The organism is Halorubellus salinus (assembly GCF_020567525.1).
GTDB classification, from domain to species: Archaea; Halobacteriota; Halobacteria; order Halobacteriales; family Natrialbaceae; genus Halorubellus; species Halorubellus salinus.
On sequence record NZ_JAJCVI010000003.1, the window covers coordinates 67,014 to 91,283 of the forward strand.

A 24,270-nucleotide genomic window follows, 5' to 3' on the forward strand; every position below is an offset into this window, starting at 1 on the left:
ACCTCCAAGGTCGCGGTCTCGCAGACTGCGGGTGCAACGTTTTTATGCTCTCGTGAACACCGTGCGTACATGAAAGCGAACGTAGCGTCGGGTGCGACTGCACGCGTCTCCGTGTCGAACGTCGGTGGCATCGACGAGACCGCCGTCGACCTCCCGCCCGGCGTCACCGTACTCAGCGGGAAGAACGCCACGAACCGGACGTCGTTCCTCCAATCGATAATGGCGGCGATGGGAAGTCGTCGAGCGACACTGAAAGGCGACGCCGACGCCGGGTCGGTCGAGCTCGACTTCGACGGCGTGACGGCGACGCGGACGCTCGAACGAGCGGACGGCACCGTCACCTACAGCGGCGAGCCGTACCTCGACGACCCGACGGTCGCGGACCTGTTCGCGTTCCTGTTGGAGAACAACGAGGCACGGCAGGCGGTCGCGCGCGGCGACGACCTCCTCGACATCATCATGCGGCCCGTCGACGTCGACGAGCTCACGCGCGAGATCGAGCGTCTCGAAGCCGAGAAGGCCGATATCAACGACGAACTCGCGGACCTCGACTCGCGGAAGCGCGAATTCCCAGACCTCGAGGCGCGCCGCGATGACCTCCGCGAGGAGATCGCGGACGTGGAGGACGCGCTCGAAGCGAAAGAAGCCGAGATCGACGCGTCGAACCGGAACCTGGAGGAGAGTCGCGAGGACCAGCAGCGGTTACAGGAGAAGCTGGAGGCGCTCAGCGACACGCGCAGCGAGTTGGAGTCCATCCGGCGCGACATCGACACGAAGACCGAGAGCGTGTCGTCGCTCAAACAACAGCGTCGCGAGTTGGAGGCGGTGCTCGACGAACTGCCGGACGCGCCGATGGACGAGCACGCGGCGTTGGAGGACGAGCTCGCGGCGTTACGCGAGCAGAAACGTCGATTGAACGGGGAGGTGTCGGAGTTACAGAGCGTCATCCAGTTCAACGAGGACATGCTCTCGGAGGCGAACGACGACCTCCTGGCTGCGCTCGCGGGCGACCACACCGACGCAGGCGACGAGTCGGTCACGGACCAGTTGCTCGGGTCGGAGTCGTCGAACGTGGCGTGTTGGACGTGCGGGACGACCGTCGACCGCGAGCAGATAGAGTCGACGCTCGCGACGCTCCGAGAGACGCGGGAGGCGAAGATGAACGACGTCTCGGCGGTGGAAGAGGACCTCGAGGAGGTCCAGTCCGCTCGGCGGGAAGCCAAGCGCAAGCAGGAGAACCGCGAGCAAGCGCGCGCGAAGATCGACGATATCGACGCGGAGATCGACCGTCACCAGTCCGCGATCGAGTCGCTGCAGGGCGAGCGAGACGAGTTACAGGCCGAGATCGAGTCGCTACAGGCCGCCGTCGACGACTTGGAGTCCGCGGAGTTCGGGGACGTCCTGGCGCTCCATCGGGAGGCGAACGAACTCGAGTTCGAACTGCAGCAACTGGAGGCGGACCTGGAGTCGGTGACGGACGAGATCGAGACGATAGCGGCGGAACTGGAGCGTGCGGACGACCTCAGGGAGCGACGGGAGGAACTGCTCGACGAGTTGACCGAGGTTCGGACGCGGATCGACCGGCTCGAAGCGGACGCCGTGGAGGCGTTCAACGAACACATGGACGCGATACTGGACGTCCTCGGGTACGAGAACCTCGAGCGCATCTGGATCGAGCGATTGGAGCGAACGGTCCGGGAAGGGCGAGAGAAGGTGGGGCGGACGGTCTTCGAGTTGCACGTCGTCCGAACGACCGAGAACGGGACGGCGTACGAGGACACCATCGACCACCTCAGCGAGAGCGAGCGCGAGGTGACGGGGCTCATCTTCGCGCTCGCCGGCTATCTCGTCCACGACGTCCACGAGACGGTCCCGTTCATGCTGCTGGACTCGCTCGAAGCCATCGACTCGGACCGGATCGCGGCGCTCGTCGAGTACTTCTCGGCGTTCCCGGAGTACCTCGTCGTGGCGCTCCTCCCGGAGGACGCGCAGGCGCTCGACGACGACTACAGTCGCGTCACCGAGATCTGAATCGGCTGCAGGTCGGTTGCCGTTTCCCGAACCCGCCACGCTCGTGGGAGTACCCGGTTCGTTTTACCGTCTCGGGCCCGTATCTCTCGCATAGTTCGATGCCTCACGACCGCATTCACGCTCGCGAACCGACGCATCACGTCGACCGATGGACGCGTGGTATCATCCGAACCATCGAGGAACGCGATGGGCACTGCGTCGTCGCCGTCGAACCCGAGAACGGAGGAGACCGGGGCGTGGTCGAACTGGTCGTCACGCTCGCGGTCCGCGACCTCTTCCTCGGGCGCCTCGACGTCGAGGACGACGAATCACCCATCGGTGAGACGGTATGGTTCCGCGAGCACGGCGGGACATGAAAGAACGCCGGCCGTCAGGTTCACCGCTCACCGAACGTCGATGCTGACGCGCACGACGGGACGGTGTAGGGAGTTATCTGACAGATTTATATATATGACTGCCAGGTTATGTTAATGGGCTGTTTGGCTGGCGGTCCGCTGTGAGTATCGTCGTTCGCATCGAGGTGTCTGGGTGCTACCGTTCAGAGACCGAACGGGCCTAAACCGAAGTGGGACGGGGAGAATCCCTGAAGTCTGCAGCGTCAGATCTCTTGAACGACGGTGTGCTGGACGTCCACAGCCGCTGCGTCCTCCGGAAGGAGTGCGACCACGAGGTAGTCCGGGTAATCAGCGAAGTACTCGACGAGCCGACCGATGCGCTCGGCGTCGATCGCTTCGAGCGAGTCCAGGAGCATCACGGGGACGGACTCGTGAACGTCGTGCACGAGGTACCCGGCGAGCGCGAAGACGAGTCCGACGACCTCGCGTTCGCTCTCGCTGAGCGTGTCGACCGTTCCCTCGTACGCCGCCCCGTCGTCGGTCTCCCGGACGATGTGGAGTTCGAAGTAGCTCTCGAGCGCCTTCCGACGGCCGTCGCGCGTCTCCCGCGTCTGCCGCTCTATCCACACGCGAGCGAGGTTCTCGTACTCCAGTACCTCGAGCACCTCCGCCATGTGCTCGTTGAACGCGTCGACGGCATCGTCCTCGAGCCGGTCGATGCGATTCCGGAGGTCCTGGAGCTCCGAGACCACTTGCTCGCGTCGCTCCGCGTACTCCTCGCGCTCCTCCAGGAGCGACTCCACCTCCGCAAGGTCCTCCTCGACCGACGCCAACTGGCGGTTGCGTTGCTCGAGCTCCAGCTCCACCTTGTTCGCCTCCTTGTGGAGGTCGAGGAGCTCGCTGTAGTCCGACGACTGCTGCGCTTCCACGGCGTCCTCGAGCTCCGAGATCTCGTCGTGGAGGGCCGTCTTCCGGTCCTCCAGGTCCGAGATCCGCGCTCGCTTCCGGTCGATCGCCGCGTCGATCTCCGCGAGGCGCTCGTTCAGGTCCTCCAGTTCCTGCTCGGCGGCCTCGAGCGACGAAACCCGGTCCTGGAGGTCGTCGATCTCCGATTCGAGGGACTGTCGCTCGCCGAACTTGTCCTGACGGTACGACCGCAGGCGTTCGAGCGTCTCCTCGATGTCCTCCTCCGCGACGTCCGACCCGCACGTCCAGCAGACCACCGTCTCCGCCGCGACGAGCTGGTCGGTGAGCGGCCCGTCGGCCTCGGCTTCGGTCTCGTCGTCGTCCCTGAGGACGCTCGCGATCTCCGTGTCGGTACCTTCGAGCATGTTCTCGTTGAACTGGATGATGCTCTGCAGTTCACTCATCTGTGACGTCACCCGACGCTGTCGGTCACGGAGGTCCTTGAGTTCGCTCCGGAGCGATGCGACGTCCGTGTCGGGGTCGACGGCGATCGCTTCGCGCTGCTCGCGTTTCGCCTCCCGCTCGGACTCCAGGGACTCTATCGTCTCGTTCAACGTCTCCAGTTCGAACCGGAGCTCTTCGAGTTCGGAGCGCTTGTCCGTGAGCGAGTCGAGGTCGCGTTCGACGGCGCCGTTCGATTCCTGCTCGGCCTCCAGGTCCGCGTCCGTCGCCTCGATCTCCGCTTCGAGCTCCGCGAGTCGCTCCTCGGCGTCCGCGATCTGGGATTCGAGTTCTGTCTTGCGGGTTCGTAACTCGGCTTCCTCCCGTTCTCGCTCGTCGATGTGTTCGAGTTGCTCGTCGATCTGGCGTTTGGTCGCCTGCAGTCGCTCGATCTCGGCTTCGATCTCGACGGTGTCGATCGGTCGTGTGATTATCTCGTGGAGGTTGTCGCCGCGTGCGACCGCCTGCCGTGCCTCGTTGTCCTCGTGGAGGAACGCGAACAGGTCCGCGAGTTCCGGGTCGTCGAGGTACCCGTCGTCGAGCGCGGTGACGGCTCCGTTCCGGCGTTCGAACCGACGTTCGACGACGGTGTCCTCGACCTCGAGTTCGACGCGGCCAGCGTCGGAGTCACCTTTGAGCGTGTACTGGTCGCTTCCCATCGACGCCATCACGGCTTTCAGGAACGACGTCCTGTTGGTGGCGTTCCGGCCTTCGAGGACCGTGACGCCGGGGTCGAGTCGAACGCTGGTGGTGTCGATGCCGCCGACGTTCTCGACTGACAGCGATAAGGGCGTGGCGAGTGATTCAGTCGATTCCATGCCACCATGTTTTCAATTCTATACTAAGGGTCTTGCTGTTCGTTCAGTCGAGCGGACACGTACGCTCGACGAGTGCTGGTGTACTGCAGGCCGTCGCCAGGGGTCCTGGTGGCGCGTTTCAGGGACAGTTACAGCCGTCGGTGAGTGCGGTATCGAAGTCCGCGGAGAACCCGCATTCTCGACAGAGGACCTGGATGTCCACGAGGACGTCGGGGTCTCCGAGGTCCGTCGTCCCCGTGTTCTGGAGCGTCTCGATCGTCGACTCGGTGACGAGCGTCGTGCGTCGCTGGAGCGCGTACACCGTGTCTCGCGCTTTCTCGCGGCGTTCCTCGGGCGTGGGGTCGGGACTGGCTGACGCGTCGAGACACGACGTGAGGTGCCGGTACATCGTCTGATGGGAGATGAGCGTCGATCGGAGTTCGTCCGGGTCGACGCCGTGACGTTCGAGTTCCCGCTGGGTCTCGATGACGTCGGCTTCGGAGAGGTCGTCGGTCTTGAGCGCGTCGTATATCGGGAGACGGTTCCAGGTGGTGCTGGAGCCTTCGAGACGGTCGACGCGGGCGTCGATGAGGGCTTCGTTGAACGAGCGGGTCAGCTCGCGCACGCTCGTCCCGTCCTGCCACGCGGCGACGAGGGACTCGTCGTCCATCTCGAGGTCGAACTCGTCTCTGGTACGGGTGACCTTGCACGAGCAGGCGGCGTCGTCGGTCATGTCCATGCATCTTCGTTACAAGTTTAAGGCCGTAACGGATTGTCGCGTCGACACACGCCGCGAACCGAGAGTTTCTCGTGGATATTCTGCCAATTATGAGTATTTATACTATCTTTGTCATAGTCTTGCCGGCGTGGTGGCTGCTGGTCAGAACGCGGTCCCCCGACGCTGAAGGAGCGACATTGGAGTTCGGCCTACTGGCGGATGCGACGACGTCTGGGACCCCCTGGAGGGTGCTGTCCGGCGAATCGACGACCGACCTTCCAAGGTGCGGGTTCCCCCTGGGTCGTCCCCGGATCCGTGTTCGTGACTCCCTTCCGGGATGCCGTGCCCCACGCGATCTTCGAACCGAAGAAAGGCCACCGAGCCATCCGCCACGGACGCACGCATTGACGAGAATCCGTCGGGCCCGCGATTCCGGAGCGAGGTCCTGAAAGGCGGTTTCACACGCATCGACGCCAGTAGCCCCGACACCAGTAGCCTCGACGCCAGTAGCTTCGACGCCAGTAGCCCCGACACCAGTAGCCTCGACGCCAGTAGCTTCGACGCCAGTAGCTTCGACGCCAGTAGCCCCGACACCAGTAGCCTCGACGCCAGTAGCTTCGACGCCAGTAGCCCCGACACCGGTGGCCTCGACGCCAGTAGCGCCGGCAACCATCTTGGCGTTCGTGGGCGATCGAACTTCTTCCGGTACGACCGGCAGTGACGGCCGTGGACTACCGGGCGGCGAGTAGTCCACTCAGAAGGCCACGACAGGTTTCTGTCAGAAACGATTCATAGCTACGGAGTCGAGATGTTTCAGCGCGCGACTGCTGTGCGGTTCGAACGCTGACGACCCGGTGAGTTCCTGTCGGCGGTCGACAGTCAGAGTTCGATGGTGGCGAGGTCGGATTCGAGGGCGTCGACCTCGGCGTTGTACGCGTCGACGAAGCCGTGGAACTGGGGGGCGTACTCCCGGAGGTCGTCCGCGGACGGCGGCGAGTACTGCGAGAGGACGTACACGCCGTTCGAGCCGTTCACGCGGAGGTAGGAAGCGCCGTCCTCGTCCCACTTGAGTTCCCAGCGGGTGCCGTCGACGCGCGCGGTGAACGTCCCGTAGTCGCCGCCCTCGTACCGGCGGAGTTCCGCGGCGATCCGGTCGCAGACCTCGCGGATGCGGTCGAGGACGCGGTCGCGTTCCGCGACGACCGTGTCCGTTGACGCGACCGCGGGGAAGTCCGTGGAGACGTCGTCGAGGATGCCCGACACGGAGTCGACGTACTCGGCGAACCCGTCGACGAGCGCGTCGTAATCCCGGAGTGCGGTCGCGAGCCCCTCGGGTTCCGGGTCGCGTTTCGTGGAGACGACGTAGACGTCGCTCCCGCTATCGGGCGCGTACTTGAGATAGTCGAGGTCCCCGCCCTCGTACTTCACCGTCCACTCGCCGTGTTCGCCGTCGGTGGACCAGTCGCCGTAGTCCCCGCCCTCCAGGCGCGCGAGCTGGTACGCGAGGCGGCCGGCGTGGTCGCGGACGGCGGCGACGAGTTCGTCGCGCTGGTCGGTTATCGTCGACGCGTCCGTCGGGTCCGCAGGCGGCCACGTTGTCACGTCCGACACGGGGCGCGCGACCGGCATAAGACGACCGGTCGTCGCCGCAACGATCGACGTCGTCGAGGAGCGCACGCGAGAATCGGGATGGCGCTGTCGCTCGCGGAGATGGCGGCGCTGTCGCTCGCGAGTATTGAAGATGGAGCAGTTGGGGGCGAGGTATCCTACGTCTCTCCCCCGCCGGCTCCGACGGGTCTTACTCGGCGGGATGGCTTAACCCCGTCGTCTCGCGTTCCAGGGTGGAATCGGACGTCTCAGAGCCCGAGTCCGGTGCTGTATTCGAGCGTGCCGTACGCGTCACCCATCGTGTCCGAAGAGAGGTGTTGGTCGCGGACGCGACCGTCGAGGTCCGTCATCTCGAAGAGGTACTCGTTGTAACTCCAGTGAGACTCCATGCGGCCGCCGAGGAGGGGGCGGTCGATGTAGTTCCGGGCGTGACCGTACGTCGACGCGGTGAACTCGACGAAGTTGCCGTCGTCGTTCGACACCTCGACGACGAAGTCGGGGTGAGCGTCGCCGTCGGCGTGGTCGGCGTCGGGCGCGACCGTGGCGGTGTCGGCCTCGAGGACGGGTTCGATCGAGATGTCGTCGAACCGGACGACGTCGCCCCCGTCTGCGGGACTGAAGAACCCCGAGGTACGGAACGGGATGGTGGCGCGTTCGAGCGCGTCGGACTCGTAGAAGTCGTAGCCCTCGCGGAGGACGTGCGGGCCGAGGAACGGGATTATCGCGGAGAACGCCGCCCCGTTCGGGAACACCGCCCACACCCACTTCCAGGGGTACAGCGGGACGTTGAAGCACACGCGCTGGAAGTAACACGAGCCTTCGAGCGTCTCGGTGCCCGCTGGCAGGTCGAACTCGCCCTCGAAGTGCATCTGGCGGAACGCGACGACGTCCGCGCCACCCAGGGGGGTGTCCATGTCCATCGACTGCACGGGCGCCGTGGTCGCCGAGTCCAGGTCGCCCGACGCTTCGAACGAGACGCTGCCCTTCTCGCCGGCGAACTCGGCTTCCAGGCCGAGCGGTCGGTCCTCGGAGGCGCGGATGGCGCTCCCGCGACGCTCGCCGTCCTCGGTCTCGGTCCACGCTTCGATGCTGCCGTCGGCGGAGAGCGTCGCTCGCGCCGGCTGGTTCACGATGCGTTCGTCGATGCGTTCGTCGTCGCCGTCCCAGCCGACGGAGATGACGTCGAACTCGTCGACGCCGCCCTCGATCTCGCGGTCGAGGTCCATCCCGGGGAGCGTGACGTCGTTCACGCGGAGTTGGTCGCCGACGCGCGCCGCGATGGAGAACATCATCTGACGCGGCCCGAACCCGTCCTCGCCCTCGGGGAAGAGGATGAAGAACCACCACGAGGACGACGTCGGGTTCTGTTGAGCGGGCAGTTGCGTCCAGATGCGGTCGAACACGCGTTCCTGGCGTGTCGTCGGCTCGGGCGTCGAGTCCGCTTGCGGTGGCGAGGGGGAGTCGGCCATCGGTCGTGCTCGCACTCGGAGTTGCGCCCCCAAGGAGTCGTCGGTCCGTCGCGGCGACGACCGACGGGACGTGGGGTCGGCGTCCGGTCGGCGAGAGCGGCCCCGTCGTTCTCAGTCGATGGGGACGGACGACCGGGTTATTTCACTGGTCGGCGAACGTGTACGTACGAACATGTACGAGACCATCGTGGTGCCGACGGACGGGAGCGAGTACGCGGAGCGAGCGGCCGAGCACGCGGCCGCGGTGGCGGTGGCGTTCGACGCGACGGTGCACGTCGTGTCGGTCGTCGACGAGGACGCGGCGTCGAGCGTCTTCGAGCGCGGGGAGGTGGACGACGAGACCCGCGAGCGCCTCCGCGAGGAGGGCGAGCGCGCGATCCGGACGACGCGGTCGGCGCTCGACGGCGTCGAGCGCGTGGAGTCGGCGCTCGTGGAGGGGCACGCGACGGAGTCCATCGTCGGGTACGCCGACGAGGTCGACGCGGACCTGCTCGTGATGGGGACGCACGGGCGGACGGGCGTGGACCGGTACGTCGCGGGGAGCGTCACGGAGCGCGTACTCCGCCGGACGCACGTGCCGGTGCTGACGGTGCGGGACCTCGAGGCGGCGCGCTCGCTCGAGGAGTACGAGAACGTGCTCGTGCCGACGGACGGGAGCGAGGACGCGGACGTGGCGGTCGAGCACGCGCTCGCGCTCGCCGCGGTCGGTGGTGCGACCGTGCACGCGGTGAACGTCGTCGACGTGTCGTCGCTCGCCGCGTCGGCGGGCGAAGCGCCCGCGACGGAGCTCCTGGAACGCTTCGAGGAGGCGGGCGAGGAAGCGACGAACGACGTCGCGAAGCGCGCTCGCGACGCGGGGCTGGCGGCTGAGACCGCGGTCCTGAAGGGGTCGCCGGGGCACGCGCTCCTCGAGTACGTCGAGGACGAGGCCATCGACCTGGTCGCGATGGGGACGACGGGCCGCACGGGCCTGGACCGCTACCTCCTCGGGAGTACGGCCGAGCGCGTCGTCCGGCACGCCGACGCGCCGGTGCTCGCGGTGAACGCGCGCAACGGCGACGACTGAGACGGTCGTTCGCGCCGGCCGCCGGGTCGCTCGCGCTGGCGTCCCAGTCGCTCGCGCCGCCACCTCGGTCGCTCGCTTTCGCGTCATCGCGCAGTGACTTTCGCTCGTTCTCACGGACGTGGAACCGAGAGGAAGCTATACGATTCGTCCGAGCGTCTGTGCTGGTATGTACGAGAACATCCTCCTGCCGACCGACAGCAGCGCCGGCGTCGCGGACGCCGTCGAGCACGCCATCGACCTCGCGAGCCAGTACGACGCGACCCTGCACGTGCTCTACGTCGTCGACGCCGACACCGTCGGGTCGTATCCCGGCGACGAGTACGTGCACGAAGACGAGGGCCTCGAGCACGCGCTCGAGGAGGCCGGGGGCGACGCCGTCGACGCCATCGCCGAGCGTGCGCGAGCGGCGGACGTGGCCGTCGAGACGGTGCTCCGGCACGGCGTTCCGCACGAGGAGATCCTAGCGTACGCCGACGAGGTCGACGTCGACGTGACGATAGTCGGGACGAAGCAGCGCTCGGGCGAGTACCGGCGGCTCCTCGGGAGCGTCGCGGAGCGGGTAGCGCGGATGAGCGACCGGCCGGTCACCATCGTGAAGAGCGAAGTCGACGAGAGCTAGGCGCCTGGTCGACGCGAGCGAACCCGCGTCACGCGGGGTCGGCGACGACGGCGTCGATGGTGCCGGCCTGCGTCGGGACGAAGACGGCGCCGTAGGCGACGACCGGTGACCCGTCGACCCAGTCCCCCAGCTCGAACGACCACTCGACGCTCCCGCTGTCGACGTCGATGGCGAGGAGGCGACGGCCGCGAGTGCCGACGTACGCGACGCCGTCCGCGAGAGCGGGAGCGCCGTGGACCGCGCCCTCGGCCTCGAAGCGCCAGGTTTCGTCGCCGGACGCGGCGTCGAGGCCGCGGACGACCCCGGCGTCGTCGGCTGCAACGAGGGTGCCGTCGCTCCCGAGCGCGGGGGCTCCGCGGACCCGACCCGGACCGCTCGCGGTCCACGCTTCTTCGCCGTCCGCGGCGTGCCGGGCGACGACTCCTTCGTCCGTCCCGACGACGACGAGCGTCGGCGACGGCGACGTGACGACGGCCGGCGCGGTGGCCGCGTCGCCGACGTCCGTCCGCCATCGAACGTCGCCATCGGGCTCGCCGAGCGAGACGAGGTCGCCGTCGGTCGTCGTTGCGAACACGCGACCGTCGAAGACCGCTGGACTCGTGGCGACGCGTGCGCCGACGTCGCGCTCCCAGCGGACGGCGCCGTTCGCCGTGAGCGCGACGACGCGCGACCCGGCGCCGACGAACGCGCCACCGACCGGCTTCTCGTCCTGGGTATCAGAATCGCTGAGCGTTCCGTAGCCGAAGTCGCCGACGGGTCCGTCCAGGTCGACGCGCCAGCGCGGTTGCGGACTCGGCGCGTCCACGTGCACGGTCGTCGTCGTCCGGTCGGGTCTCGTCATCGGGTCCGTCGGCGGGTCGGCGTGCTCGTGCGGTGGGGTTCCCGCGACCTCCCCGCTCCAGCTGCCCGCGAGGATGGTGTCACCCGCGGAGACCGGTGCGCCCGGCGTCGGCCCGCCGAGCTCGACGTGCCAGAGGTGACTCTCGCCCTTCCTCGCGTCGTACCCGCTGACGGCGTCGTGGCGACTCCCGCAGTAGAGCGCGCCGTCGCCGACTATCGGCGACGGGAGCGACGCGGGACGTTCGAACGCGCGCCAGCGTCGGTCGCCGGTCGTCGCGTCGACCGCCTCGACGACGCCGCTGTGCGTGCCGACGACGACCTGACCGTCCCCGTATTGGACCTGCGCGTCGGGCTGCCCGCGGGTTCCCGTTCGCCACGCGACGGTGCCGTCGGGGTCGACCGCGACGACCGACCCGTTCGCGTCCGCATCACTCGATTCGGCGTCCCTGCTCCCGACGTAGAGTCGACCGTCGCCGACCGCGGGCGTGGTCTCCGCGTCGACGTCGACGTGCGCGCGAACGCCGTCCGCGTCGACGGCGTAGAGACCGTCGCCGAGCGTTCCAACCCAGACCCGGTCCGCGAACGCGGTCGGTATCGAACTGATCCACGGCGTCGCCTCGCTGTCGAGCTGGACCGCCCAGCGTTCGCCGCCGTCAGCGACGGCGTGCGCGGAGAGGCGGCCGTCGATGGTGCCGACGTACGCCACCTCGCCGTCGACGCCCGCGCCGATGGAGACCGTTCCGGGGACGCTCGTCCGCCAGACCTCGTTCCCGTCCGTCGCGTCGAGCGCGAGGACCGGGCTGGCGTCGTCGTCCCCCGTCCGCGACCCACGAGACGTGAGGACGACGGTACCGTCGGCGAACGCGGGTCGATGACAGCGCCGCGGGACGCTCGCTCGCCACCGCTCCGTTCCGTCCGCGAGCGAGAACGCGTACGCACTCCCGCGGGGGTGAGCGAGGTAGACGACGTCGTCGACGACCGCGAACGGCGTCGCGTCGTTCGCGTGCGGCGGGAACAGCCCCTCCTGCGTCGAGCGTTCCCAGCGGCGGTCGCCGTTCGCGTCGTACGCCGTGACCCGTCCGTCGAGCGTCCCGACGACGACGGTGCCGTCCGCGGCGACGACGGGAGCGGCGACGAAGTCCTCGTCGTGGCGGTCCCGCCAGCGGACACCGCCGTCGTGGTCGTACGCGACGACGGTCCCGTTCCGCTGGGTGATGACCGGGCCGTCCGGGCCGCTCGCGGCCGTGAGTTCGGTGTCGAGTCGGACGCCGCTCTGCCACTGGAGCGCCGGCGGCCCCTGCGGTCCCGACGCCTCGACCGCGCCCGTGTTCCGGGCGTCCGCGTGGACGGTCGGCCAGGGACCGCGAAGCGGCGGGGCTGCCGGTCCGGACGGCGGGTCGTCGGTCGGCCGTTCCGTGCTCGTCTCGACACCGGCGTCGGTGCTCGACTCCGTCGAACTCGTCGGCGAGCGCGTGGTGCTACAGCCCGCGACCGCCGCGAGCGCGAGCGCGCCGCCGGTCCGGAGGAGGCCGCGCCGCGACGGCGACCGGGCACCGTCGCTCGTCGCCGCGTCGTCGTCCTGGGAGGGCATCGGGCCGTAATCGTGACGAGTTCAGGATAAGTCTTCTGTGAACCGGTACCTGAGTGGTCGTCGTTCAGTCCACGCGTACGCCGCAAGCGGGGGCGTCGACGCCTGAGAGCGCGCCGTCCCAGTCCCCGGGGGCCATGCCCGGAGCTACGACCGCGTCGCCGGTATCGGGTTCCCAGAACGCGTTCGTCGCCCCATCGCACCCGGGGCGTCGAGTCCGAGGCCTCGAGTCCGGTCGCGTCAGTCCTCGAGGGTCGCTGCGAGGTCGCGAGGGCGGGTCGCGGTCTCGACGAAGTGCTTGACGATGCGTTCCTCGGCGCGATGCAGCGTCTCGCTGCACGTCGACTTCGCGATACCGACCGCGTCCGCGAGTTCGGTGAGCGTCGTGCCGCGAGGCGTGTCGTAGTAGCCGCGTTCGACGGCCTCGCTGACGAGGCGCCACTGGCGCTCCGTGAGCGGTGATTCGGGTGCGTCGACGCGTTCGCGGAGCTCCTCGACCTCGAAGGAGATGCCGAACGCGTCGAGTTTCGTGACGAGCTCCGAGAGCGTCTCTCGGGTCGTGGTGATCTCCCAGGTGGCGTCGCCGTCATGGATGTCGAACGGCATCTCCACGGGGAGGCCGCTGCCGCGCGCGGCGAACAGCAGCATCGGTTCACCCGTCCGGAACTGGACCATCGCGGTGTTCCCGTGGTGTTCGAGGAGTTCCACGGACTCCAGGGTGTCGTGGTCGGTCATGTCCTCGACGACGGCGAGCAGGTCGTCGCTCGTTATCTCGGCGACGCCGACGCCGGCGTCGTCGTCGGTGACGGCGGCGACGATCGTCACCTCCGCCTCGGGGTAGCGTCGTGATATCTCGCCGATCCAGACGTGCTCCGGGATGGAGAGCGTGAGACGTGCTTCGGGCATCTGTGAACGTGTTCGGCTACGAACACCACGACCCTGTCGGTTTGTCCGAACATGTTCGGCTCGTTCCCGGCGGACTGGATGGCGGAGGCGACGTGAACGCCGAACCGCGCCGTCGCTCGCGGTCAGCGCGCCGACCAGATGTCGGTGTAGTCCGTGCCGTCGTCGGCCTCGATGGCGTCGTACGCGAACCCGCGCTCGTCGAGCTTCGGGAACAGGTGCTGTTGGATGCGGTCGTTCACCTGCACGAGCACCGCGTGGTCGTCGAGGGCCGCGGGCCGTTCGAGCGTCTCCGTGAGCGGTTCCGGTGGCGGAAGCTCCCTGACGTCGAGGGACTCGCGGTCGCGGTCCGGCGGCACGTCGACGTCAGCAAGCAACCCGTCCGTCTGCGGGAGTTCTCCCGTGGGCATACGTCGTCGTTCACGCGCCATCCTCCCGAACCGTCCCCCGAACGCGGTCGTCGTCACTCCCCGGTACGACGACGCACGCTTTTTGCCACGGTGGCCGTATCACGCCACGTGACCGACCTCGACGACTTCGACCACGAGCGACACATGCGCGAGGCGTTCGAACTGGCGCGCGAGGCCGCCGGCCGCGGCGACGAGCCCTTCGGAAGCGTGCTCGTCCGCGACGACGCGGTCGTGATGCGGGAGTCCAATCGCATCAACACCGACGACGACGTCCGCCGACACCCCGAACTCCACCTCGCACATCGCGCGTGCCGCGAGCTGGACGCGAGCGAACGCGCGGAGACGGTGATGTACACGAGCACCGAACCGTGCCCCATGTGCGCCGGCGGTATGCGAAGCGCCGGGTTCGCGCGCGTCGTCTACAGCGTCGCGGGCGACGAGATCGGCGACTTCACCGGCGAGGGCTCGCCGATCCGCGCCGCGACCATCCTCGGTGACCGGACGAGCGTTCACGGACCCGTCCTGCACGGCGAGGGCCGCGCGGTACACGAGGCCTTCGACTGGTAGCACCGCGTCCCCACGAGACGACGACTCGGTAGCTCCGGCACCGCAAACAGCGGGAGTCGTCGTCGTTCCCGTTCACTCCGCGGTCTCCGCTGCGGGGTCGAAGAGGTGTTCCGTCCCCCAGTCGCGCATCGCGTACACGACCGAATCGAGGGACGCGCCGAGGGAGGTCAGCGAGTACCGGACGCGCACCGGTTTCTCGCTGATTACCTCTCGGGTCACGAGCGCGTGGTTCTCCAGGTCGTCGAGGCTCTCCGAGAGCACCTTGCTGGAGATACCGTCGACGCGACCCTCGAGTTCGTTGAATCCCGCCGGTCCACCCTCCATGAGTCGATGGAGGATGACCGGATGCCACTTCTTCCCGACGAGCGTCGCCGTCGTCGTTATCGGACACCAGTCCTCGCCAGCGCACGACACGGGGACCCGTTCGAGCTCGTCGTCACCGGTCTCACGGCCGCTCTCCCCATCGCTCATGCGCACCGGTTCGAGCGGAACCACGAAAACAGTTACTCGACCGTACCTGGTTACGCGACGTTACCTCGGAGCGGAGCGAGTGGTTCGCCGGTCGTCGACTTCACGACGTTTGAACAAGCGATTCACTTTTGCCCCTTCGCGCGCAAAGCAAAGGTGGTACTCCGAGTCGCCCGTGTTCGCGCGACTGGCACCCCACTCCCGTCGCGCAACCGGTCGGAGTGCCAAGCCTGCCGAGGCACCGACTCCACCCCGTCGGTGCCTCACCCCACCCCATCCACCCCCGGCGTCCATCTGTCGGACGCCATCTACGGCCGCGCCGGCGTCTCGCCGACGCGGCACACCCCACCCCACTTTCGTTCGGTTATCCACGACGCACCGAGGAGTCACGTCAACGACGACCACCGGGTTCGTGCGCCGTAGGGGAACGCGTACTGGGTCGTTCCCAGGGCGCTGGAACGACCATGGCGTCTACGTTCCACCCACACCGACGTTCACGTGGGGCGGCGGACGACGTTCTGTCGCCTGGTCAGCGACCCCGGTCGTCGGTCGTGTCGGGAGCGCCGCCGGCGACCGGGAGGACGGTCGAACGACTGCGTCGTCCGCCACCCCATCTCGCGGGTAACGTCCGTTCCGGGGACGTCGCCCTCGTTCCACTGAACCGTGGTGGGGGATGCGGAACGAAGCGAAGCGTCGATCGGAACGCTGTCGAACGAACGACTCCGTCCCACGCCGACGCGTCGAACTGACGCGTCTCTCTCTTTCGGTTCGAACGCGGAATCAGGTCCCTCGGAACACGAACCGAGCGGCGAACGCCGTCCAGCAGTCGGTCGAATCAGCGCGTACCGCGTGTGGCGTGGGCGGTGGACGAGCGGGTCGTCACTCGGTGGCGTCGGCGACGCGGGATGCGACGAACGCCCTGAATCGGTCGGGGTCGACGTCGCACTCGACGGCGGGCTTGAACCCGCCGAGGTGCGTGCCGTGCGCGCCGCCGCGAGCCGGGTCGAGGACCCGCGCGACGTCGTCGGCCATGTAGTAGTTCGGGCCGACGCGGTGGTCGCTCAGGCGGACGGCGCGGTCGAGGAGGCCACCGGGTTCGCGCCCGGGGACGACGACGACCGACTCGGGCCTGTCCGTGAACTCGGGGTCGTGGTAGTAGAGGCTGCCGTGAGCCGCGTAGCGTCTGGCGTGCGCGTTCTCCGGGTGCGATTCGAGGACGGCCGCGACCGCGTCGTCGGACATCCCCGGGTCGAGGACGGTCGGCGGTTCGGCGACGGTGAAGTACCCGAAGCAGTACCGGTGTTTCAGGTCGTTCTCGGGACCGCGGAAGCCGCCGTAGAAAGCGACGACGTCGCCGGTGTCGAGGTCCGCGAGCGCGGCGACGTACGGTGGGCGGTGTTCGCCGTAGGTGAGCGCGTCGAGGTTCGGGTCGCGATGGACCGCGTGGGCTTCGACGTCGGCCGCGTCCGTCACCCAGTCGCCGGTGCTGCCGGGGCGGATGCCGTCGAGCATCGACGCGAGCGAGCCGTCGCCGTGGCGTCGCGCGAGCGAGCCGTAGGTCGCCGTCTCGGTCGTGTCGCCCTTCTCCGGGATGGGGACGTACTCGAACCGGCCGGTGTCGTCGACGCGCGGGACGGGCCGGACGTTCCCGGTGTCCGCGCCGACGCCACAGAGGACCACCGTCATGCGACCACCGACGCGCTCGGCGTACTTATCGCCGCGGACCTCGCCGCGACGGGCGCGGGGGGGAGGTGGCACGTCGTCGCTGATAGAGTATTGGGAATGGAAGACAATACTATAGCGCTGGAGCACCGAGGTGAGGTATGCGCGCCGTCATCGCCACCGACCTCTCCGACGCCATGGACACCGCCATCGAATCACGGGTGTGCCTCGAATGCCTCGCTCGCTACGGCATCGACGCCATCGACCTCATCACCGTCACCAGCCCGAACGTCACCACCGGGATGCCCGGGAGCGACGTCGGGAGTCAGACCAAACGAGCGCTCGAACGACAGCAGCGAACGCTCGAGGCCGAAGGGTTCGACGTGGACGTCCACGTCGTCCGCGGCACCCCGCACCGCCGCATCAACGGGCTCGCCGAACGCGTCCACGCGGACCTCGTCATCGCCGGATCGCGCGGCCAGAGTCCGCTCCAGGAGCGCTTCATCGGCGGCACCGCGCGCGACCTCGTCCGGACCACCGTCCGCCCGCTCCTCCTCGAACGCATCCGGCGCGAGACGCCGAGCGAACACGAGAGCGCCGGCGACCACGGCGCCGACGACGTCGAGTACGAGGTCGCGCACGAGCACCTCTTCCGGCGCGTGCTCTACGCGACCGACTTCTCGGAGAACGCCGAGCGCGCGTTCGAGCAGTTCCGAAACCTCAAGCACGCCACCCAGGAGGCGACGCTCCTGCACGTCACGCCCCCGGACCGACGCGAGGACGCCGACGCGATAGCCGACGCCGAAGCGCGCCTCGAAGCCCTCGCGGACGAACTCCGCGAGAAGGGCATCGACGAGGTCACGACGATTGTTCGCTCCGGCGAGACCACCGCGGAGATACTCGCCGCCGAACAGGAGGTCGAGCCCACGACCGTCCTCGTCGGGTCGCGCGGCCGGAGCCGCATCCGCCGGTTGCTCGTCGGGTCGACTACCGAGGCGATCGCTCGCCGCAGTAACTGCAACGTCCTCGTCGTGCCGCCGGCCGGGACGCGCTGACCGCGAGCGCGCTCGACGAACGGCGTCGCGCGACCGAGACGGCGTCAGCGTTCGACGACGCGCATCGGCATCCCGTCCTTCGGATGCGCGGTCAGCGACGGCAGCAACTCCAGGCCGTCGCCCTCGTACACGAGGTCGTAGTCACGGACGACTCGCGCCAGGATGAGTTGTGCCTCCAGCATCGCGAGGTGCTTGCCGATGCAGTGCCGTGGGCCGCCGCCGAACGGGAAGTACGCGAACCGCGGCCGCTCCTCGCTGCGCGACGGCGAGAACCGCTCGGGGTCGAACGTCTCGGGCGACTCCCAGTACCGCTCGGACCGATGCACGGCGTACTGCGGGAGCATGATGGCGACGTCCTCCGGGACCTCGTACCCGCACAGCTCCACGCGCTCGGTCGGCGCGCGGAACATCGTGAACACGGGCGGGTAGAGCCGCATCGCCTCCTGTATCACCCACTCGACGAACTCGAACTCGCGGACGTGGCCCATCCCGGCGTCGTCGTCGCCGACGACGTCCTCGACCTCCGCGCGAACGCGCGCCGCCGCTTCCGGGTGCTCAGAGAGCAGGTACATCGTGTACGTGAGCGTCAACGCGGTGGTGTCGTGACCCGCGAGCAGCATCGTCATCAGTTCGTCGCGCAACTGCTCGCTGGACTGCTCGCCGCGGTCCTGCGCGCGCCGGAGCACCGACAGGAAGTCCATCGGACCGTCGTCCTCGGTCCCCTCCGTCCCTCGTCGCGCGGAGAGGACGTCGTCGAGGACGCCGTCGAGCGTCGCGACCGCGCGGTCGTACTCGGCGTCGTCGGGCGCCGGCACCCACTCGGGCATCGCGAACCGGAGCGGGTCCGGCTCGAACCGTCGACCGAGCGGCACCATCTGCTCGCGTATCGTCTCGACGGTCGCGTCGTCGACGCGAACGCCCATCATGAGGTCGAGGATGACGTCGAGCGTCACGCGCGTCATCTCCGCCTCCACGTCCACGTGGTCGCCGTCCGACCAGTCCGCGACCATGTCGTCGGCGTGCTCCGTGATGCGTCCCGCCATCCCGGACAGGCGATCCATCGCGAACGCTGGACTCGCGAGTCGACGTTGCTCGCGCCACGTCTCCCCCTCGCTCAGCAGGAGTCCGTCGCCGAGCAGGTCGCCGAGCGCATCGTCCTGGAAGTCCGGCTTCCGGAACCGGTCGGCCTCGGAGACGAGCACGCGCTCGATGGCCGTCGGGTCCGTCACCATGTACGTCTCCATCGGCCCCATGTCGAACGCGGCGATCCCGCGATAACTCTGCTCGAGCGCCGTCACGAACGCGAACGGGTCGTTCGCGTACCGGCGCGCGTCACCGAACAACGGCTCGCCGCGCGGCCCAGGCGGTGTGCTAGCCATACCCGTCAATCAGGACTCGACGGACAAGTACCGCTCGCCGCCACGGTTGCCCAACGTGGCCACTGGAGGACCACGAGCAAACGGCTGACTGACCAGGGATCGATGACGAGTAGGGGTCTACGAACCGCGCGGTGAACGACGTGCGTCGAACGGAAGAGGAGGACTGTCAGGCGGTGTTGCGACCGGCGAGGACGAGGTCGCCGAGGTAGCCGCCGAGGGCGCTCAGGAACGTCACGTACGCGAGGGAGACGAGGAGCGAGCCGGCGAAGACGAGGGCGATGAGCCCGGTCAGGCCGCTTCCGGTGCCGAGGAGCGTCCACGTGATGGCGGCGTAGATGACGAGCACGGGGATGGTGGCGAGGACGCCGGCGAGTGCACCCGTCCGCACCGCCGTGCCCGCGTCTCCGGCGCGCAGGTAGCCCGCGACACCGCCGCCGAGGACGGGCGAGAACGGGACGAACGCCGCGGCGACCGTGACGAGCGCGCCGAGGATGGCGGTTCCCGTCGTGCTCGCGGAGAGTTCGCCGGTCGACTCGAAGCGGCGGCGAGCGCGCGACTGGAGCGCGACGAACGCGATACCGCCCGCGACGAGGAGGACACCCGTGAGGGCGACGCCGACGCCGCCGCCGGAGAGGACGGCGAACGTCGCGTCGACGAGTTCGGCGTCAGTCATGTCGGTCGACGTGAGGCGGCCGTCCGCGACCCACGACGCGATCGTGCTGCGGTCCGCGAGCGTCGTGGTCAGCGTCCCAGCGGCGACGAACGCCGCGCCGACCAGCACGAGGAACCCGGCGACGAGCCAGTCGACGGTTCGACTCAGGGGCTTGCGAGTGCGTTCGCCGGTGCCGTACGAGTCTGTTCGAATCTGAGAGGACATATCACTATTACAGACAACTCGTCGAGACATAAGCTAGCACTGACAATTGCTAGCAGGAACGTCTCTTCCCGTCCTCACGTCGGTCGTAGTCGTCCGTACCCGTCGGCGACTGGATAGTTCGTGCCGCCGACGGCGACTCAGGGCGCTTCGAGCGCGTAGAGCGTGCCGTCGTCGGCGTGCGCGTACCCGGTCTGCCCGTCGGTCGCGACGCGGACGTCGTCGCCGCCCAGTGACGCGCGCCACAGTTCCGGGTCGTCCCAGCCGACGTCGAACCCGACGACGGTGCCGTCGCCGAGGGCGACGACGAACCGGTCGTGCGCGCTCGCGGTCCGCGCCGGCGGCGAGTCGAGGTCAACCGTCCGGTCGACGGTGCCATCCGCCGGGTCGAGGACGCGAACCGACCCCGTGCCGTCGTCGGCTCCCGGCCGCGTCCGCGTCGCGACCACCAGGGACCGGTTCTGCGCGTGGAACCCGACGACGGTGCCGGCGCTCGCGTACTCGCGACGCCACGCCCGCTCGCCACGCTCCCGGCCGAGCGCGACGACGCGCTGGGCCTCGCTGCTCCCGACGTAGACGCGGTCGTTCCGGACGTACGGCCCGGCCGTCGACGACTCCCAGTCGTCGAGGGGATGCTGCCACGCGGTCGCCCCGTCCCCGGGCGAGAGCCCGAGCACGCTGTCGGTGTCGGCGAACGCGACGACGTCGTCGGTCGCCGCGAGCTGGTCGTCCGGGGCGTAGAGCACCGAGAACCCGGTCCCCGCGCGCTCGTCGACCTCCCAGCGCACCGAGCCGTCGGCGGCGTCGATGGCGGCGAGCGTTCCGTTCGCCGCGTACACGGTTTCGCCGGTCGCAGCGATGGCGGACGCGAGGTTCCGGACGTTGGCGGTCCACGCGCGCTCGCCGTCCGCGGCCGCGAACGCGGTCACGCGTCCGGCGTCGCCGTCCGTCCGCGTCCCGACGTACACGCGGTCGGCGTCGGCCGCGAGGCCGGTCGGCCGCCCGACGTCCACGCGCCACTGCCGCTCGCCGCTGTCGCGGTGGAACGCCTCGACGCGACCGCCGTCGCCGTCGTCTGTCTGTCCGAGCGTCGCGACGACGTCCGACGCGACGACCGGCGACGCCCGACCGACGCCCGTGGTCGTCGACGCACGCCACACCGCCGCCTCGGGGCCCGAACCTCCGAACCCGAGGCAGCCGGCGAGGCCGGTCGTCGCGACCGCCGTGGCGGCCGTCGCGGTCGCTCGCAACATCGCGCGTCTGGAGGGCATACCCGTCGCTGCGCCCGCCCCGGTGAAGTGTCTTCTGCAGGCGGCCGCGCTAGCGACCGGGCAACCCGACGCCCTCCGCGAGCAGGCGATGCGAGCGTAGCGCGTCCTCGTGGTCGGGGATCGAGTGCTGTATCATGACCTCGTCGACGCCGACGCGGTCGGCGAGCCCCTCGAGGATTCCAGCGAGCGTCTCCGGGCTCCCGGAGACCGCGCGCGGCCACTCGTCGTCGTCGAGCGTCGCAGGGGTCGGCGCCGGGACGCCACCGAGCTCGTCGATGGCGGCCTCGACGCTCGAGACGGCGGTCGGGCGGCCCTGCTTCAGGCGCTCGTACGTCGCCTCCGCGACCGCGCGCAGTCGAGCGGCCTCCTCGTCGGTCGGCGCGCAGACCGCGTTCACCGCGACCATCCCGGTCGGTTCGTCGACGCCCAGGTCGAACGGTGAGGGCTGGAAGCCCTCGCGGTACGCGTCGAACGCGTGCTCGGCGAACACCGGCCGGATGAACGCCGCGAAGCAGTACGGCAGCCCGAGCTCGCCCGCGATCTCCGCGCTCGAGGGACTCGACCCGAGCACCCACGGCGTCGGCGGGCCCTCGCCCGACCGCGGAAGGGTGACGTCGGCGTACTCGTGGTCGTCCGGGTAGGCGTCCGCGAGGTGGTTCGCGACCGCCTCGACGCGCGCCCGCTGGTCGCCGTCGGGGTCGTCGAGGTGGCGTTCCGTGCCGAGCGCCTGGTCGACCGCCGGCGACTCGTTCGCGCGACCGAGCCCGAGGTCGACCCGCCCGGGTGCGAGCCCGTCCAGCGCGGCGAACGACTCCGCGACCTCGAACGGACTGTAGTGATTCAGGAGCACCGCACCCGAGCCGAGGCGTATCGACTCGGTCTCCGCCGCGAGATGCCCCAGGAGCACCTCCGGCGTCGTCCCCGCGAGCGACTCTCGACTGTGGTGCTCGGCCACCCAGAACCGCTCGAACCCGAGTCGCTCCGCCTGCTGCGCTGCCTCGACGGTGTTCGCGAACGCGTCCGTCGCCGTCCCACCCTCGGGCACCGGCGACAGGTCGACGATAGAGAGGTCCATGCCCGGGACTCGGCGACCGGGTCGGATAACGATTCGGTCGCCGTGACCTCGGACGCATCGCGGTCACTCCAGCGCGACGAGTTCGGTTGGTCCCTCCTTGCGCCCCCAGACGGGAACGAACAGGGCGCCGTCCGCGACAGCGACCGACGCCGCCTTGCGCTCGTCGAGGTCGTACGTCCACCGGCGCGGTTCGATGCGCGAGCCACCACGCCCGATTCCACCGCCGAGCTTGTACGCAGTGACCGCGCCCTCACCGCCGACGTAGACGGTGTCGCCCGCAGCCGCGGGTGCGGCCCCGTGATCGCCGTCCAGTCGCCAATCGCGCTCGCCGGTTCGATCGTCCAGCCGGCTTATGCCAGCCATGTCCGACCCGAACACGCCGTCGCCAGCGACCGCGAACGCCCGCTCCGGGCCTGGGCCGTCCTCGGCGTGCCAGCGCGGCCGGCCGGCGTGCGCGCCGTCCATCAGTCGAAGGACGCCACCGCCGAACGTTGCAACGTATGGGCCGTCCCCGTCCGCGAGGGAGAGCGCCGTCACCTTCCCCGGGACTCGCTTGCGCCAGAGACCGCGCCCGTCGTGGAGCCGGTATACCTCCCCGCCCGCAGTCCCCACTACCACGCCATGGAACACGTCCGCGACGAGTCGCGTCACGCCGCCGAACACCTGCATGCGCCACTCCACCGTTCCGTCGAGCGCGACGCGATACACGGTCCCGGCGTCGTCGCCGACGTAGAGACCGTCCCACTCGCGAATGGGCGCCACCGGCGCTATCACGTGCTCGTCTGTCGCGAGACGCCAGCGCTCGGTTCCGTCGTTCGCATCGAGCGCGACGAGTCCCGGTTCGCCCGTGACGTACACCACTCCGTCGTGGACCGCGGGCGACCGGAACCACTCGCTGCCCGACTCGTCGGTCGAGTACTGCCAGCGTTGTTTCCCATCGGTCGCGTCGAGCGCGAGCAGTCCCGCCATCGTCGGGAGGTAGACCGTGCCGTCGACGATCACTGGCCGGTCGGTCGGCGACGACGTCTCGACCGCGAAGCGCTCGCTCGGGTTCGAGCGTGGCGCGGCCGCGTCCGGCGCGTAGCTCGACGCCTCGGGCCCGTAGTCCGGCATCGGCCAGTCAGCGTTCGCGTCCGTGCCTGGACTCGGCGCACCCGAGCCGTCGACGTCGTCGAGACAGCCCGCGGTCGTCGCCGCGAGGACCGCACCGCTCGTCGCGAGGAGGTCGCGTCTGGAGGGCATCGCTGGCAGGGTCGCCCGCCCGATACAAGTGTCTTGTTCTTGGTAGCTCGACGGGACGGACGGTGTTCGTATCGTGGCCGTTCCCCTGCTTTGGACGGCGGTAGAATAAAGAACGACCCCACTGTGATTTGGTAGCATGCAAGAGACCGCCGGCCCGGGCGAGGTCGCTGGCTCGCACCTGACGTTGAGCATCTGGCACCCGGACTGCTGGACGCTCCGAGTGACCGAGGAGGCCGACGGCGGGATGTTCGGGCACGGCGTCTACGAGCTCGAAGGATCCGTGAAGGGCCGGTTCACCGTCTACGCTGACTCCGAGGACGAACTCGACGACCTCGTCGCGGCTATCGACGAGTCGCCGCTCACGGAGTCCATCTGGGAGCTCGACTACCGGCACGACTTCGACGACGGCATCCAGTCGCCGGGGAACACCTCGCGGAGCATCCTCGTGATGTACAACGGGAGTCGGAGCATCAACGACGCGCTCGTCTCGAACGGCTTCATCCCAGACAAGGCCGTGTGGATCCACGACGGCCGCGAGTACTGGAACGTCGTCATCGAAGCGGACCGGAACTCCATCCAGGAGCGACTGGACGCCGTCCGCGACGAAATGGACGCCGACATCGAGGTCCGACACATCACGTCGGACAACCGCCAGACCGGCGGCGTCCTCCGGAGCGGCATCCTCTCGGAGCGCCAGCGCGAGGTGTTCGAGCTCGCACGAGAGCGCGGGTACTACGAGTGGCCGCGCGAGGTGAGCGCGACCGAGCTCGCCGAGGAGCTCGGCGTGACGAAGGCGACGACGCTCGAGCACCTCCGGAAGGCCGAGTCGAAGGTCATCGGGTCGCTCCGCTAGCCCCCTGTCATTCTAGAGGCCGCCTTGAGGGTG

Annotated in this window: 22 protein-coding genes; 8 read left to right on the forward strand and 14 right to left on the reverse strand. The window is 68.9% G+C overall.

Annotation, left to right across the window (positions count from 1 at the left end; translation table 11 throughout):
• The first annotated feature begins 69 nt into the window (after nucleotides 1–69).
• Together LI336_RS08675 and LI336_RS08680 are read left to right on the forward strand one after the other, a co-directional pair.
• The gene (locus LI336_RS08675; protein WP_227132727.1) at nucleotides 70–2,031 is read left to right on the forward strand and encodes an archaea-specific SMC-related protein; all 1,962 of its coding nucleotides are present in this window, start codon (nucleotides 70–72) and stop codon (nucleotides 2,029–2,031) included.
• Nucleotides 2,032–2,129: 98 nt separating this feature from the next.
• Nucleotides 2,130–2,387 (forward strand): DUF7861 family protein, encoded by a 258-nt coding sequence (locus LI336_RS08680; protein WP_227132728.1) that lies wholly within the window; start codon nucleotides 2,130–2,132, stop codon nucleotides 2,385–2,387.
• A 242-nt stretch (nucleotides 2,388–2,629) separates the two neighbouring features.
• On the opposite strand, the gene LI336_RS08685 is transcribed toward LI336_RS08680, so the two are convergent.
• Nucleotides 2,630–4,591 (reverse strand): archaea-specific SMC-related protein, encoded by a 1,962-nt coding sequence (locus tag LI336_RS08685; protein WP_227132729.1) that lies wholly within the window; start codon nucleotides 4,589–4,591, stop codon nucleotides 2,630–2,632.
• A gap of 118 nt (nucleotides 4,592–4,709) precedes the next feature.
• A complete protein-coding gene (gene rdfA / locus LI336_RS08690) occupies nucleotides 4,710–5,309 on the reverse strand; it encodes a rod-determining factor RdfA (protein ID WP_227132730.1) in 600 nt (199 codons plus the stop codon).
• Nucleotides 5,310–5,625: 316 nt separating this feature from the next.
• Here rdfA and LI336_RS08695 point away from each other — a divergent pair, with 316 nt between their 5' ends.
• Nucleotides 5,626–6,009 (forward strand): hypothetical protein, encoded by a 384-nt coding sequence (locus LI336_RS08695; RefSeq protein ID WP_227133215.1) that lies wholly within the window; start codon nucleotides 5,626–5,628, stop codon nucleotides 6,007–6,009.
• Between the two features lie 158 nt (nucleotides 6,010–6,167).
• On the opposite strand, the gene LI336_RS08700 is transcribed toward LI336_RS08695, so the two are convergent.
• Together LI336_RS08700 and LI336_RS08705 are read right to left on the reverse strand one after the other, a co-directional pair.
• Complete coding sequence (locus LI336_RS08700; RefSeq protein ID WP_227132731.1) at nucleotides 6,168–6,890, reverse strand: profilin-fold protein; 723 nt, start codon at nucleotides 6,888–6,890, stop codon at nucleotides 6,168–6,170.
• A gap of 254 nt (nucleotides 6,891–7,144) precedes the next feature.
• Nucleotides 7,145–8,365, reverse strand: a complete 1,221-nt coding sequence (locus LI336_RS08705) for a hypothetical protein (protein ID WP_227132732.1) — start codon at nucleotides 8,363–8,365, stop codon at nucleotides 7,145–7,147.
• A 172-nt stretch (nucleotides 8,366–8,537) separates the two neighbouring features.
• Here LI336_RS08705 and LI336_RS08710 point away from each other — a divergent pair, with 172 nt between their 5' ends.
• A complete protein-coding gene (locus LI336_RS08710; protein ID WP_227132733.1) occupies nucleotides 8,538–9,431 on the forward strand; it encodes a universal stress protein in 894 nt (297 codons plus the stop codon).
• Between the two features lie 166 nt (nucleotides 9,432–9,597).
• A complete protein-coding gene (locus tag LI336_RS08715; protein WP_227132734.1) occupies nucleotides 9,598–10,050 on the forward strand; it encodes a universal stress protein in 453 nt (150 codons plus the stop codon).
• Between the two features lie 28 nt (nucleotides 10,051–10,078).
• On the opposite strand, the gene LI336_RS08720 is transcribed toward LI336_RS08715, so the two are convergent.
• From LI336_RS08720 to LI336_RS08730, 3 genes are all read right to left on the reverse strand, one after another.
• Nucleotides 10,079–12,481, reverse strand: coding sequence for an outer membrane protein assembly factor BamB family protein (locus tag LI336_RS08720; protein ID WP_227132735.1), 2,403 nt, complete (start codon nucleotides 12,479–12,481; stop codon nucleotides 10,079–10,081).
• Nucleotides 12,482–12,718: 237 nt separating this feature from the next.
• On the reverse strand, nucleotides 12,719–13,384 hold the full coding sequence (locus LI336_RS08725) for a helix-turn-helix domain-containing protein (protein WP_227132736.1): 666 nt from the start codon (nucleotides 13,382–13,384) through the stop codon (nucleotides 12,719–12,721).
• A 122-nt stretch (nucleotides 13,385–13,506) separates the two neighbouring features.
• Nucleotides 13,507–13,791: a DUF2249 domain-containing protein gene (locus LI336_RS08730; RefSeq protein WP_227132737.1), complete on the reverse strand. Its 285-nt coding sequence runs from the start codon at nucleotides 13,789–13,791 to the stop codon at nucleotides 13,507–13,509.
• Between the two features lie 108 nt (nucleotides 13,792–13,899).
• On the opposite strand from LI336_RS08730, the gene LI336_RS08735 reads away from it, so the two are divergent.
• Nucleotides 13,900–14,358, forward strand: a complete 459-nt coding sequence (locus LI336_RS08735; protein WP_227132738.1) for a nucleoside deaminase — start codon at nucleotides 13,900–13,902, stop codon at nucleotides 14,356–14,358.
• Between the two features lie 72 nt (nucleotides 14,359–14,430).
• Here the strand turns inward: LI336_RS08735 and LI336_RS08740 are convergent, their stop codons facing one another.
• Nucleotides 14,431–14,829 carry a winged helix-turn-helix transcriptional regulator gene (locus LI336_RS08740; RefSeq protein ID WP_227132739.1) on the reverse strand — a complete coding sequence of 133 codons (399 nt, stop codon included), beginning with the start codon at nucleotides 14,827–14,829 and terminating at the stop codon, nucleotides 14,431–14,433.
• An 876-nt stretch (nucleotides 14,830–15,705) separates the two neighbouring features.
• Complete coding sequence (locus LI336_RS08745) at nucleotides 15,706–16,512, reverse strand: Nmad3 family putative nucleotide modification protein (RefSeq protein ID WP_227132740.1); 807 nt, start codon at nucleotides 16,510–16,512, stop codon at nucleotides 15,706–15,708.
• A 137-nt stretch (nucleotides 16,513–16,649) separates the two neighbouring features.
• On the opposite strand from LI336_RS08745, the gene LI336_RS08750 reads away from it, so the two are divergent.
• A complete protein-coding gene (locus LI336_RS08750) occupies nucleotides 16,650–17,543 on the forward strand; it encodes a universal stress protein (protein WP_227132741.1) in 894 nt (297 codons plus the stop codon).
• 44 nt (nucleotides 17,544–17,587) lie between these two features.
• Here LI336_RS08750 and LI336_RS08755 read toward each other — a convergent pair whose 3' ends face one another.
• The 5 genes from LI336_RS08755 to LI336_RS08775 all read right to left on the reverse strand — a co-directional run bounded on the left by LI336_RS08755 (nucleotide 17,588) and on the right by LI336_RS08775 (nucleotide 23,384).
• The gene (locus LI336_RS08755) at nucleotides 17,588–18,922 is read right to left on the reverse strand and encodes a cytochrome P450 (protein WP_227132742.1); all 1,335 of its coding nucleotides are present in this window, start codon (nucleotides 18,920–18,922) and stop codon (nucleotides 17,588–17,590) included.
• 166 nt (nucleotides 18,923–19,088) lie between these two features.
• Nucleotides 19,089–19,799, reverse strand: a complete 711-nt coding sequence (locus tag LI336_RS08760) for a DUF5518 domain-containing protein (protein WP_227132743.1) — start codon at nucleotides 19,797–19,799, stop codon at nucleotides 19,089–19,091.
• A 137-nt stretch (nucleotides 19,800–19,936) separates the two neighbouring features.
• Nucleotides 19,937–21,067, reverse strand: a complete 1,131-nt coding sequence (locus tag LI336_RS08765; RefSeq protein ID WP_227132744.1) for an outer membrane protein assembly factor BamB family protein — start codon at nucleotides 21,065–21,067, stop codon at nucleotides 19,937–19,939.
• Nucleotides 21,068–21,116: 49 nt separating this feature from the next.
• The gene (locus tag LI336_RS08770; RefSeq protein ID WP_227132745.1) at nucleotides 21,117–22,142 is read right to left on the reverse strand and encodes an LLM class flavin-dependent oxidoreductase; all 1,026 of its coding nucleotides are present in this window, start codon (nucleotides 22,140–22,142) and stop codon (nucleotides 21,117–21,119) included.
• A 63-nt stretch (nucleotides 22,143–22,205) separates the two neighbouring features.
• Nucleotides 22,206–23,384, reverse strand: a complete 1,179-nt coding sequence (locus LI336_RS08775; RefSeq protein ID WP_227132746.1) for an outer membrane protein assembly factor BamB family protein — start codon at nucleotides 23,382–23,384, stop codon at nucleotides 22,206–22,208.
• A gap of 136 nt (nucleotides 23,385–23,520) precedes the next feature.
• Here LI336_RS08775 and LI336_RS08780 point away from each other — a divergent pair, with 136 nt between their 5' ends.
• Nucleotides 23,521–24,237, forward strand: a complete 717-nt coding sequence (locus tag LI336_RS08780) for a helix-turn-helix domain-containing protein (protein WP_227132747.1) — start codon at nucleotides 23,521–23,523, stop codon at nucleotides 24,235–24,237.
• Nucleotides 24,238–24,270 lie beyond the last annotated feature (33 nt).